Below are 12,395 nucleotides of genomic sequence, written 5' to 3' on the forward strand. Positions count from 1 at the left end.
AGGATTCAAGGTCGTCACAAGAGGCGTTGCAGGTCTCGTATCTAGTTTCATCGGCAACGGGGCCGGCGGACCGAATGCCGCCCATGAACAGAACGGGGAGCGCAATGAGAAGTTGGCAACGGTCGGGTCGCAGCCGATGGTCCTTCCTGGCGGCGGGTACGGTCTGCGCAGCGCTCGCGGGCGCGCTCCCGTCACTGCCCGCGAGTGCCGCCCCAGTCGATCAGCTGACTGTGTACGTGAGCCCCTCGGGCACCGCCAGCGCCACGGCGATGGGTAGCCGTGCCGGACTCAGCGGCGACACCGCTGTCTCCTCAATCGAGGAGGCGCAGGCGATCTTGCGCGCCCGGAGGGTGAAGGACGCGAAGGTGCTCCTGGCGGACGGCCTCTACCAGCCGAGCGCGCCGATCAAGGTGGACTGGTCACCTCCGGGCGGGCAGCTCACGATCGCCGGGGTCGGCGCCGCAGCCGTGATCGACTGCAGCTTGTTCGAGGACAACAGCTCCAACACGGAGTACGGCGTGATCGTCTCCGCTGACAACGTCCGCATCTCAGGTCAGACGTACCAGAACTGCCGCAACGGTGGCATCCGGGCCAACGGAACAGCGGCCAACCCGCTCGACGCGTTGAATGTCAGTGGCAACACGTTCCGGCGTCTCGGCAGCAAGTACCAGGCCGGGCCCGGCAATGGTTACGGGGGCGTACACGCGACCTACACGACCCGGCTACGGGTTGAGGGCAACCTGTTCCAGAACCTGGAGAACGCCGCAGGCACCGGCGTCGCCGAGATACACGGCGTCTATGTCGCCAACTACGGGAGCAACACCACCATCTACGGCAACAAGTTCGAGCTGATCTCGGGTGACCCGGTGCGGACGCGCAACCGTGCGAACAACACGATCGTGGACGCCAACATGTTCTGGAAGACCGGCTCGTACGCGATCTTCAGCGATTGGCGGTACACCACCGAGGGATGCAGCACGAACGGCATCTTCTCGGCGAACAAGGTGGGCACCACCACGTACAACAACGACAGCTGGAACGAGGACGGCCAGGGCTCGATCAGCATCGTCCGGGTGCGCCTGTGGGGTCATGACGCAGCGACCGACGCCAACCTCTACGGCTGCTCAAGTGACCCGATCACCTTCAGCGGCACCAACTCGTACGTCTCAACCAGGCCCTGGTAGCAGCGGGGGGATCAGTGAGGCCGCGTCGATCTTCGACGCAGCCACCGTCGCCGCCCGCCGAGGTCGTGCTCAACCGAGCGACCCCGGCGGGCGGTGTCGTCAAGGTCATATGATCAGCGGTTCAGCGAAGTTGGGCATCGGAGAAGTGCCCGCGCCCGGAGAACGCGGCTCGGAGTGCCCACCGATTCGCCGATTCAACAGCGCCCCCGCGTTCTGTCGCGGCGACGCCGGTCAGGGGAGTGCGTCGTCGGCCAGCTTGCTGCGTACCGTGGAAGCAGCGGGGTGACCGAGCGCGGTGAGGATCTCCAATGCCTGTTCCCACACCGTTCGCGCCCGGTCCGTCTCGTCGAGTGTCTGGTGTAGATCGCCGAGGTGGTCCAACGCCTCGGCCTCGCCAAACCGGTGCCCCAGCTCGCGGCTCAGTTCTATGGCCCGTGCGAAGCAGACGGCGGCCTGCGTGTGGTCGCCGAGGCGGTGCCGAATGAAGCCGAGGCTGTCCCAGGTGCTCGCCTCCGCGATCCGGTGTCCGATCTCAGCCTGCAACGTCAGGGCCTGCTCGCAGTGGTCCAGCGCCTGCTGATACTCGCCGAGCAGGGCGTAGTGCCATCCCACATTGTTCAGCGCGTTGGCCTGTCCGCTGCGGTGTTCGAGCGCTCGGTAGAGGTCGAGGGAGATCAGATCGTGGTGGATAGCGTCCGATATCCGGCCCTGTTGGTCGTAGACCATGCTCATGCTCAGGTGCGTGTGGGCCTGCCCCACCCGGTCGCCGGTCTGGCCCAACAGGTCAGCGGCCTGTGTCAGATGGTGGTGGGCGTCGTCGTACCGCCCGAGTTGGCTGAACCCGCGAGCCAGGTCGCGGTGCGAGAGCACCTGCCCGGCCACGTCATCTCGGCGTTCGGCTGCGACCAGCGCCGCCTTCCGTAGAGCGAGCCCGTCATGCCAGTGCCCCTGCCGGTCGAGGTACGAGATCAGCGTCCAGGTCAGCTGCCAGCCGTACGCGGCGAAGCCATGTTCCGTGGCGTGCATGGTGGTGGCGATCAGTGTCGCGTGCTCGGTGGAGAACCAGGCCATCGCCTGCTCGTAGGTGTCGACCGGGTGGACGATTGTCAGCGGGACCGGCGGTTCGAGGTCGATCGGATCCCGGTGTGGGTCGAGCACCACCGCAGCGGCGTGCCCGGTGTGCAGGTAGTGCCCGAACATGCGCCGCAGCGCCGCGTCAGTCTCAGCCGCGGACTCCTCGGCACGGGTCAGTTCAGCGGCGTACGCGCGGAGCAGGTCGTGGAAGCCGTACCGGCCGGGGGCGTGTTCATCGATCAGATGGGCGCGCGTGAGTTCGGCCAGCAGCGGGCGAACGCGGTTGACCGGCAGCCCGACCAGGCTCGCCGCGCCCGCTGCTGAGACGTCCGGTCCCGGGTGCAGACCGAGTAGCCGGAAGACGCGGGCCGCCTCCGTGCTCGTCGTTCGGTAGGACCAGGAGAGCGCTGCCCGTACGTTGAGCAGTTGGTCGCCGCTGTCGAAGGCGTCGAGACCGCCGGTCGTCTCCCGAAGCTCCGCGGCGAGGCCGGCTAGCGGAAACCCGGGATGGGCGGCGGCGCGGGCGGCCACGACGGCGAGGGCCAGCGAGAGCCGGGAACAGCCATCAATGATCTCGGCGGTGGCCTCGGGTTCGGCGGCGACCCGATCGCCGCCGAGGCGACGGGCCAGCAGTTCGCGTGACTCGTCGGTGGAGAGCAGCCCGAGGGTCAGCGCGCGGGCCCCGTCGATCGCGACCAAGCCGGGTAGCTGGCGGCGGCTGGTTACCAGGACGAAGCAGCCGTCACCGCCGGGCAGCAGTAGACGGACCTGGTCGGAATCAGCCGCGTTGTCGAGCACGATGAGCATCCGCCGGTCGGCGACAATGCTTCGGTAGAGCCCAATCTGCGCGTCGAGGTCGGTCGGCGCCTCCGTGGCCGGTACGCCGAGGGCCTCGAGGATGGCGCGGATCGCGGTCGACTGCGACATCGGCGCGGCGGCTGGGGCAACGCCTCGCAGGTTCAGCCAGAGCTGTCCGTCCGGGAACTGCCACAGATTGTCGTGTGCCCAGCGCAGCGCGAGCCACGTCTTGCCGACGCCGCCAGCACCACAGATGAGCCGGATCCGGGTGTCATCCGTCTTGTCGAGAGCGGCCAGTTCCTCGCCTCGGCCGACGAACAGTGGCGGACTCGCGGGCAGTTGGCGCGGCATCGGCATCCGCCCCGCCGCAGGTCCGACCGAGGGTAGGTCCAGAGCCGGATCGGCGTTCAGCATCCGCAGGTGCAACTCGCTTAGCATCGTCCCGGGGTCGGTTCCCAACTCGTCGGCCAGGAGGTCGCGTAGCCGCTGGTACCGCATGAGTGCGTCGGCCTTTCTGCCGCACCGGTAGAGGGCGATCATGAGCTGGCCGGTGACGTGCTCGTCGAGCGGATGTTCATCGACGAGTCGCAACAGTCTCGTGAGGAGTTCGGCGTGCCGCCCCGCGCCCAGCGCGAGATCGGCGTGTCGTCGTTCGGCGGCGAGCAGCTCCCGACCGAATGTCTCCCGCATCGTGTTCAGCCACGGAGTGTCGAACTGGGCGAAGGCGGGACCCCTCCAGAGACCCAGCGCCTCCTCCAGCAGCGCCAGCGCCTGTCCGTCGTCGGCAGTCCGGGCCTGGTTGGCCAGGTGCCGAAACCGGTGTAGGTCGACCGCGCTCGGGCTGACCGTCAGCAAGTAGCCGCCAGATTGGCGGGAGATGGCGACCGAACCAGCAGCGGCCAGCTGACGCCGCAACCGGGACAAGTAGCTGTAGAGGACATCGCGCGCACGCTGCGGCTGATGCTCCCCCCACACCCGGTCCAGCAGCCGATCAACCGGGACAGGACCATTCGCGTCGACCAGCAACGCGGCCAGCACGGTCCGCTGGCGGGCGTGACCGAGGTCGACGGGGTGGCCATCGACGTCGGCCTCAACCTCGCCGAGTAACCGGAACTCAACCACCTAGCAGTCGCCTCCGGGATGGACGAGGTTGCTCTGGTAACGCAGTGAAAATCTCCAGTGCGGTGCTGGTGCGTAACACGTCGGGGAATTCGGTCATGGCCCATTGGCGGCCGGTCGGCACCGGGGACAGTCCGTACGACCCATCTTCGAGCCTGAAGCGAGGGATCCGCAGGTCATCGGCCTGTGACTAGGCAATTGGTCGTTGTCCAGGAAACCGTGCTCCGTCCCCTGAGCCACTGGCACGAATGGTCAGTGTAACGACCTGCGGATCGACCCCCGTTGGCAGGGAGTGCCCCCCGTTGACCTGCGTTGACCCTGCAAAACGCCGTGGCTGCCGGCCCATTGCTTTGGTAGGCGCCAGCGGTGACATCCGGGCCAGGCGAAGGCATCCGAGAATGAAGGACCAGAGAGCCCGCCTGGAGGGGCGTGGGCGGACGCCGCCCTGCCGACCCCAGAAGGCGCCGGCCTCAGCTCACGCCGACTCCCGGCGTGCCTGACCTGATCCCACGCGCACGCCATCACTGGCCGCCAGTCGCGGACGCCACGCTCATCAGCGGCAGATCCGGACGCGTCGGATCGGTACGGGGTTGTGCGGGCCGCCCGGTAGGTTTGCCCGCATGTCACCGACCCCGACGCCGCTGCTACCCGAAACCCGGCGTGCGCTGGTCCACCGGCTGGCCACTGGTCAGGTAGCGGGTAGGGCGCCTTCGGTCGTCGCTGCCGTGGTGCGTGATGGCCGTCCTGTATGGGTGGACGGGTGGGGAACAGTGGACGGCAGGGTGCCGGATGGCGACCTCCAATACCGGATCGGCTCGATCACCAAGACGTTCCTGGCGGTGCTGGTGCTGCGCCTGCGCGACGAGGGACGACTCGCGCTCACCGACCCACTGGCCGAGCACCTGCCGGGCACGGCCGCGGGTCAGGCCACGGTCGGTGAGCTACTGGCGCACACCGCTGGGCTGATCGCTGAGGCGCCCGGCCCGTGGTGGGAGCGAACCCCGGGCACGCTACGGCCCGACGTGGCCGACGTGCTGGGCAGCGATCCGCAGGTGCATCCGGCCGGACAGCGCCACCACTACTCCAACCCCGGCTATGCGCTGCTCGGCGCGCTGGTGCAGCGGGTTCGGGGGCAGGCCTGGGGCGAGGTGCTGCGGCGTGAGGTGCTGGAGCCGCTCTCGATGACCCGCACGACCCTGCTGCCCGTCGCGCCGCACGCCACGGGCTGGGCGGTGCATCCCTGGGCCGATGTGCTTCTGGCCGAGCCGGCCGTGGACACCGGTCTGATGGCGCCTGCAGGGCAGTTGTGGTCGACCGCGACGGACCTGGCGAGGTTCTCCGCGTTCCTCATCGACGGCGACGACCGGGTGTTGCATCCGGACACCGTCGCGCAGATGCGCACCCCCGCCAGCCCGCCGGAGGCGACGGACTGGGACAGAGGCTATGGGCTTGGTGTGCAGTTGCTGCGCCGCGACGGCCGGCTGTTGGCCGGGCACACCGGCTCGATGCCGGGCTTTGTCGCGACCGTGTGGGTCGACCCCGATGACGCTCTGGGCGCGGTCGTCATGGGTAACGTGACCGCCGGCCTGTCCGCCGGTGCTCTGGCCGCTGATCTGCTGCAGACAGTCGCCGAGCGGGAGCCCCGGATCCCTGCGCCGTGGCGACCGCTGCCCTCAGTTGACCCACAGCTACTGGATCTCGCCGGTCCGTGGTACTGGGGGCCGGCCCCCTATGTGCTGCGCCCGCAGGCTGATGGCTTCGTGGAGTTGGCCCCGCTGTCCGGCGGGCGCGGCACCCGGCTGCGTCCCACCGACGACGGCGGCTGGGAGGGGATCAACGGCTACTTCGCCGGCGAGCGGCTGCGGGTGCAACACGACGCGACTGGCGCCGTCAGCCACCTCGATCTTGGCACTTTCATCTTCACCCGGCAGCCCTACGACCCCGCGGCGCCAGTGCCCGGCGGTACCGACCCGGCCGGTTGGCGGACCGGCTGATGTCACCAACGCACGGATCGCGGCCAGTTGGCGGACATCGCCCGGGCCGATGACCGGGAGCACCATGGCTGACACCCTCGGACTCGCCGAACAGCTCACCACCCTGGAGTGGCTGGTCAGTGCGCTGCCGGTGGGATCAGTGTCCGAAAGCACGGAACCACGCGGACCCCAGCAGGCTCACCTGCAATGCTCCGAGGGTCGGGGTCGCGAGAAGGCGAACCTCGCCCGGGACTTCCAGTCGATCCGCCCGATCGCTGAGAGGGACCACAAGAACATCGTGTCCTGGCACGTGTACGACAAGGGCAACCACTTCGCCGCGCACGCCCCCCGACCTGCTGGCGAGCGGCATCCGTGGCTTCTTGCGCCAACTCCACTGACCCACACCCAGCAGGTACACCCGCCGCGCGTACCCCTGATCTCAACCCTTCGGGAAGGCCACCCGTGCAAACCCTGACCCGCCGCGCCCTCAACCGCGCCACCCTTGAGCGGCAGTTGCTCCTGCGCCGCGCCGACCTCACCCCGCTGCAGGCCATCGAGCACCTCGTCGGCCTGCAGGCCCAGACCCCGCACACTTGGTACGTGGGGCTGTGGACCCGGCTCACCGAGTGCCGACCCGAGGACATCGGGGCGCTGCTCACCCAACGACGGGCAGTGCGGATCGCGCTCATGCGCTCGACGATCCATCTCGTCAGCGCGTCCGACGCGCTGGCGCTACGCCCGCTCGTCCAGCCGGCGTTGGACCGCGACCTGTTCACCAACCACACACACGGCCGGCCCATGCGCGGCCTGGACACCGCGGAGCTCGTCGCCGCAGGCCGGGAACTCCTCGACGAGCAGCCGCGCACCCCGGGCGAACTGGGCCGGTTGCTGGCCCAGCGGTGGCCAGATCGGAACCCCGCGAGCCTCGCCTACGCGGTTCGCAACCTGCTGCCGGTCGTGCAAACCCCGCCGCGCGGCGTGTGGGGCGCCAGTGGCCAACCCGTCCACGCGCCGCTCGAATCGTGGGTCGGCGCGCCGCTGCGCACCGACCAGCCGATCGACCAGATGCTCCTGCGATACCTGGCCGCGTTCGGCCCGGCGACCGTACGCGACGCGCAGACCTGGTGCGGTCTCACCCGGCTGGCGGAGGTGCTCGACCGGCTCCGGCCCCGCCTGGCCACGTTCCGCGACGAGAACGGCGTCGAACTGTTCGACCTACCCGACGCACCCCGACCCGACCCCCAGGTCAGCGCGCCTGCCCGGTACTTGTACGACTTCGACAACCTGCTGCTGTCTCACCACGACCGGTCCAGGGTGGTCACCGACGGCCTCCGTCAGCAGAACTTCGCCCCGCACGGTCCCGTCCCCCGCCTGGTGCTCCTCGACGGCTTCACCGCAGCAACCTGGACGTTCACCACGGCACGAGGCGCGGCGTCCCTGACCGTGCACCCATTCGAACCGCTGTCCGCAGCCGACCGCGAGGCATTGACCACCGAGGGCAGCGCGCTGCTGGGCCTACTCGCCCCCGAAGGGTCACACGAAATCCGGTTCAACGCGCCGACCTGAGGACCGCACTGCCGGCGACGCGTAGCTGATCCGGCCCGACCGCTGCGTCCCCCGGGCCTTGCCCACCGCGCCGGATCTGGACACCACCGCGCTGGTGCGTGCGCTCGGCGTCTGGCTCGGCCACCCGGCCTGAGCGGCGCATTAACTGTCGTCTCAGATTCGCTCGGTACGAAGTCGGCATCAGATAAGCGATGTGACCCGTATGGAGGAAGCTAGTGATGGCAGTCAAGGCAGCGCCGCCCGGGGAAGCGCCGGCCGGTCGCCTGGCCGGCCGGTGGGTGCCATGGTTGGTGATCGGGTTGTGGGTGGCGCTGGCGGCGGTCATGGTGCCGCTGAGCGGAAAGTTGAGCTCGGTGACCACCGACCGAGCCGTGGACACCCTGCCGGCCAGCGCCGAGTCCACCAAGGTGGCGGTGCTGGAGGACAGCCTCCCCGGCGGTGAGGACAACACGTTCGTCTTCGTGTACCACCGCGCCGGCGGCATGACCGACGCCGACCGCGCGTCGGTCGAGCGCCACCACGACACCCTTGCCAAGCGGTACCCGCCGAAGACGACGGCGGCGGGCGGCGAGGACGACGAGGGCCCAGCGACGCGACGCTCCACCGACGGCAGGGCGATGATGTTCACCCTCGACGTGAGCACGACCTACGGCGCACCAGAGACCCTCGTCGGCCCATTGCGTGAGGCGGCGAAGGACCGCCCCGCCGGCCTGGAACTCGACGTGACCGGACCCGCCGCGATCGACGGCGACATGGACGCCGTCTTCGACGGCATCGACCTGCAGGTCTTCCTCACCACCGTCGTCGTCGTCACGCTCCTGCTGATCCTCACCTACCGCAGCCCGGTGTTGTGGCTCATCCCGCTCATGGCTGTGGGCGCGGCCGCACTGACCGCGATGGCGACCGTCTACCTGCTCGTCAAGGGCTTCGGCATCGTGATCAACGACCAGAACTCGGCGCTGCTGACGATCCTGGTATTCGGCGTCGGCACGGACTACGCGCTGTTGCTCATCGCCCGGTACCGGGAGACACTGCACCACCACGACAACGTCCGGGTCGCGATGGTCCACGCGCTACGCGGCGCGGCGCCAGCAATCGTCGCGTCCGCGGCCACCGTGATCGCTGGCCTGCTCTGCCTGCTCGTCGCCGACCTGAACAGCACCAGCGGGTTGGGCCCGATCGGCGCGGCCGGCATCCTGTGCGCGCTGGTGGCCATGCTGACGCTGTTCCCGGCGGTGCTCGTGGTGCTCGGCAGGCGGATCTTCTGGCCGGCCATCCCGCGGTTCGACACGGCCGTCCAGGAGAAGCCGGGGCTGTGGGGACGGCTCGGCACCGCCATCAGCCGCCGCCGTTGGGTGGCGACGCTCGGCTCGCTCGGAGTCCTCGGCGTGCTCGCCATCGGGCTGGCCGGCAATACCGGCGCCCTGCGGGAGCAGGACCAGTTCCTGTCCGCGCCGGAGTCGGTCACCGGCTTCACCGTCCTCCGCCAGCACTTCCCGGAGCTCGGCGGCCAGCCGATGACTATTTTCACGCGGCCGGCGTACCAGGAGCGGGTGCTCGACATCGTCCAGAGCACCAGCGGTGTGGCCCTGGCCGTCCCGGGGCAGACCAGCGGAGGCTGGGCCGACATCTCCGTGTTCCCGACCGACGCGCCGGACACCGCCGCGGAGTACGACACGATCAAGCGGGTGCGTACCGCCGTGCACGCGGTGAACGGGGCGGAGGCGATCGTCGGCGGGCCGAGCGCGGAGAACCTCGACACCGAGGTCACCACCACCCGCGACGAGAAGCTGGTGATCCCGCTGGTGCTCACCGTCGTCCTGATCATTCTCGGGCTACTGCTGCGCGCGATCGTCGCCCCGCTGGTCCTGATGGCGACCGTGATCGTCTCATTCGCCGCAGCCTTCGGCGGCAGCGTGTTCGTCTTCGACACGATCCTCGGGTTCAAGGGCGTGGACTATTCGGTGCCGCTGCTGGCGTTCCTGTTCCTGGTGGCGCTCGGCATCGACTACAACATTTTCCTGGCCAGCCGGGCCCGGGAGGAGACCGTGCGCCTCGGCACCGGAGAGGGCATGCTCAAAGCCCTCTCCGCCACCGGTGGCGTCATCACCTCCGCAGGGCTGGTCCTGGCGGCCACGTTCGCGGTCCTCGCCTCACTTCCGCTGGTGATGCTGATCGAGGTCGGATTCCTGGTCGCCTTCGGCGTACCGCTCGACGCCTTGCTGGTGCGGTCGGTCCTGGTGCCCGCCCTCACGCTGCTGATCGGCCGGCGGATGTGGTGGCCGAGCCGGTTGTCCCGACCGGTGGAGCTGCCGGACGATCAACGGCAGCTCGTGGAGGGACCCGCGCCGCAACGGTGAGCGCGGCGGCACAGTCGAGATCCGGGACGGGCAAGAGCCCGTCCCGGATCTTTGTCATGGACCGGCGGCCGTCACCGTGTCCGCCGCCCTTGTCCTGCGCCGCCCGCTGCGGCGGGTCCCGGCACCGCGCGCCGTGGCGGTCCCGTCGCCATGCCGAAGCGGGTCAGCGCGCCACCGTGTCCGTCCCCGCGCTGAGCTGCGTGATCCGAGCGGGCGGGGCGGCAGCCGGAAGGATGATCCGCAGCAGCGCGCCACCGCGTGCGGACCGGGCGACGGTGACCCGGCCGGCGTGGGCGTCGACGACCCGCTGCACGATCGACAGCCCCAGACCTGATCCCGGCAGCGCCCGGGCGCTGTCGGCACGGTAGAACCGGTCGAACACCCGCGGTACGTCGGCGGCGTCGATGCCCGGCCCGGCGTCGTCGACCTCGAGGACCGCCGACGCGTCCTCGGCACGGAGCCGTACCTGGACCGGCTGGTCCGCAGGGGACCACTTGCCGGCGTTGTCGATGAGGTTGAGCACCGCCCGCTGGAGCGCAGCGGGACGCCCGCTCACCCACACGGAGGTCACGTCGAGCGCGACCTCGATGTCGGGCACCCGGGACCGCGCCCGGGCCGCGGCGGCCACCACCACGTCCGCGAGATCGAGCAGCTCGCTGCTCTCGTCGCTGACGTCGCCGCGCGCCAGGTCGGTCAGCTCGGCGGCAAGGGTGCTCAACTCGGCCACCTGGGCGCCGAGGTCGTTGAGCAGCCGGGTCCGGCTCTCCGCCGGCAGTGCGCTGTCCAGGGTGCCGCGCCGATCGAGCCGGATCAGCAGCTCAACGTTGAGGCGCAGGCTGGTGAGCGGGGTCTTGAGTTCGTGGGCGGCGTCCTCGGCGAGCAGCCGCTGCGCCCGCCGGGAGTCCCGGAGCGCGGCGAGCATGTCGTTGATTGACCGGATCAGCCGCCGGATCTCGCCGCCGCCCTCGTCCGGGATGTCGGCGTCCAGGTCCCGGGTCTGCGCGACACGAACCGCGGCGGCGGTGAGCCGGTCGATCGGCGCCAGCCCGGTCCGCGCCACGGTCCGCCCGACAAGGGCACCCCCGACCACGCAGAGCAGTCCGATCAGCAACATGCCCAACCCGAACTGGTTGATCGGGCTGTCGTCGCTGTTGCGGGCCACCTGGACCGCGCCGTCGCCCGCCCGCAGCGTGTAGATGAGGTAGCCGTCCTCATCGCTGTCGTTCGACTCCATCAGGTCGGCCGACGCGCCCTGCGCCACCCGCCCGGCGTGCCCGCTGACGGGGGGCAACGCGGGTTGGCCGGCCGGCGTCCGGGTCGAACCGTCGGGCAGGATGACCCGCACCAGCCGACCGGATCCGGGATACGGCGGTAGCTGGACCTGCGCCAGACCGGTGCGCTGCACTGTCGTCGCCAGGACGTGGGAGTCCGCGCGTAGCTGATCCTCGGCGTTGTCCCGCAGCTCCGAGTCGAGCAGCTCGCTGGCCACCTGGAAGGCCACGAACACGCTGACCGCGATGGCCGTCGCCGCGATCACCGTCAGCCTGGTCCGCAGGGACCGCTGGCGCCACCATCGGGTCAGCCGGCGCGGTACCCGCCCGGCGGGCCTGCTCACGGAGGAGCCTCCCGCAGCGTGTACCCCAAGCCGCGCAGCGTGTAAATCAATCGCGGCTCACCCTCGGCCTCCATCTTGCGGCGCAGGTAGCTCACGTACACCTGAAGGTTGTTGGCGGTGGTGCTCATGTCGAAGCCCCAGATCGCCTCGAACAGCGCGTCGCGGGTCAACACCCGCGTCGCATTGCGCATGAGGACCTGCAGCAGGGAGAACTCGGTCCGGGTCAGATACAGCGGCCGACCACCCCGCCACGCCTCGAACCTGTCGGGATCGAGCCGAACGTCGGCGAACGACAGGATCTGCGACTCATCGTCGCCCGGCACGCGGCGGCGCAGCAGAGCCCGGACCCGGGCCAGCAACTCCTCGGTGGCGAACGGCTTGGGCAGGTAGTCGTCGGCGCCCGCGTCCAGCCCCGCGACCCGGTCGGAGACCTGATCCCGGGCGGTCAGCATCAGTACCGGCAGATCCCGACCCGCCGCCCGCAACCGCCGGCAGGTCTCCAACCCGCCGAGGCGGGGCATCATCACGTCGAGGATCAGCAGATCCGGCGCCGCGCCACCGATCCCGTCGAGCACGGCGAGACCGTTGGAGGCGGTGCTGGTGCCGTAGCCCTCGACCTGAAGCACCCGCTCCAGCGACTCACGGATGGCCGCCTCGTCATCGGCGATCATGATCCGCACGCCGGCCCGCTCCCTCCCGTTGATGC

The 12,395-nt window shown here is 69.8% G+C and carries 9 protein-coding genes; 6 read left to right on the forward strand and 3 right to left on the reverse strand.

Annotation, left to right across the window (positions count from 1 at the left end):
• The first annotated feature begins 236 nt into the window (after positions 1-236).
• Positions 237-1,184, forward strand: a complete 948-nt coding sequence (locus AB0B94_RS26060; protein WP_357285628.1) for a hypothetical protein — start codon at positions 237-239, stop codon at positions 1,182-1,184.
• A gap of 231 nt (positions 1,185-1,415) precedes the next feature.
• Here the strand turns inward: AB0B94_RS26060 and AB0B94_RS26065 are convergent, their stop codons facing one another.
• The gene (locus AB0B94_RS26065) at positions 1,416-4,082 is read right to left on the reverse strand and encodes a BTAD domain-containing putative transcriptional regulator (protein ID WP_357285869.1); all 2,667 of its coding nucleotides are present in this window, start codon (positions 4,080-4,082) and stop codon (positions 1,416-1,418) included.
• On the opposite strand from AB0B94_RS26065, the gene AB0B94_RS26070 reads away from it, so the two are divergent.
• From AB0B94_RS26070 to AB0B94_RS26090, 5 genes are all read left to right on the forward strand, one after another.
• Complete coding sequence (locus tag AB0B94_RS26070) at positions 4,017-4,163, forward strand: hypothetical protein (RefSeq protein ID WP_357285905.1); 147 nt, start codon at positions 4,017-4,019, stop codon at positions 4,161-4,163. The two genes, AB0B94_RS26065 and AB0B94_RS26070, sit on opposite strands and share 66 nt — an antisense overlap.
• Positions 4,164-4,795: 632 nt before the next feature.
• Entirely contained in the window at positions 4,796-6,169 is a 1,374-nt protein-coding gene (locus AB0B94_RS26075) for a serine hydrolase domain-containing protein (protein WP_357285631.1), read from the forward strand.
• Positions 6,170-6,233: 64 nt separating this feature from the next.
• On the forward strand, positions 6,234-6,623 hold the full coding sequence (locus AB0B94_RS26080; RefSeq protein WP_357285634.1) for a hypothetical protein: 390 nt from the start codon (positions 6,234-6,236) through the stop codon (positions 6,621-6,623).
• Positions 6,611-7,714 carry a winged helix DNA-binding domain-containing protein gene (locus tag AB0B94_RS26085; RefSeq protein WP_357285637.1) on the forward strand — a complete coding sequence of 368 codons (1,104 nt, stop codon included), beginning with the start codon at positions 6,611-6,613 and terminating at the stop codon, positions 7,712-7,714. The genes AB0B94_RS26080 and AB0B94_RS26085 overlap by 13 nt, the downstream gene beginning before the upstream one ends.
• A 218-nt stretch (positions 7,715-7,932) precedes the next feature.
• On the forward strand, positions 7,933-10,074 hold the full coding sequence (locus AB0B94_RS26090) for an MMPL family transporter (RefSeq protein ID WP_357285643.1): 2,142 nt from the start codon (positions 7,933-7,935) through the stop codon (positions 10,072-10,074).
• A gap of 163 nt (positions 10,075-10,237) precedes the next feature.
• Here AB0B94_RS26090 and AB0B94_RS26095 read toward each other — a convergent pair whose 3' ends face one another.
• A complete protein-coding gene (locus tag AB0B94_RS26095; protein ID WP_357285648.1) occupies positions 10,238-11,689 on the reverse strand; it encodes a HAMP domain-containing sensor histidine kinase in 1,452 nt (483 codons plus the stop codon).
• Positions 11,686-12,360 carry a response regulator transcription factor gene (locus AB0B94_RS26100; RefSeq protein ID WP_357285872.1) on the reverse strand — a complete coding sequence of 225 codons (675 nt, stop codon included), beginning with the start codon at positions 12,358-12,360 and terminating at the stop codon, positions 11,686-11,688. Before AB0B94_RS26100 ends, AB0B94_RS26095 begins: the two co-directional genes overlap by 4 nt.
• Positions 12,361-12,395 lie beyond the last annotated feature (35 nt).

Source organism: Micromonospora sp. NPDC048986, assembly GCF_040649335.1.
Classification (GTDB): Bacteria; Actinomycetota; Actinomycetes; order Mycobacteriales; family Micromonosporaceae; genus Micromonospora; species Micromonospora alfalfae.

Bases quoted from the DNA above. Each gene is read 5' to 3' on its own strand.
- AB0B94_RS26070 (WP_357285905.1), top strand. From the start codon at position 4,017: ATGCTCCCCCCACACCCGGTCCAGCAGCCGATCAACCGGGACAGGACC.
- AB0B94_RS26075 (WP_357285631.1), top strand. From the start codon at position 4,796: ATGTCACCGACCCCGACGCCGCTGCTACCCGAAACCCGGCGTGCGCTG.
- AB0B94_RS26090 (WP_357285643.1), top strand. From the start codon at position 7,933: ATGGCAGTCAAGGCAGCGCCGCCCGGGGAAGCGCCGGCCGGTCGCCTG.
- AB0B94_RS26080 (WP_357285634.1), top strand. From the start codon at position 6,234: ATGGCTGACACCCTCGGACTCGCCGAACAGCTCACCACCCTGGAGTGG.
- AB0B94_RS26100 (WP_357285872.1), bottom strand. From the start codon at position 12,360: ATGATCGCCGATGACGAGGCGGCCATCCGTGAGTCGCTGGAGCGGGTG.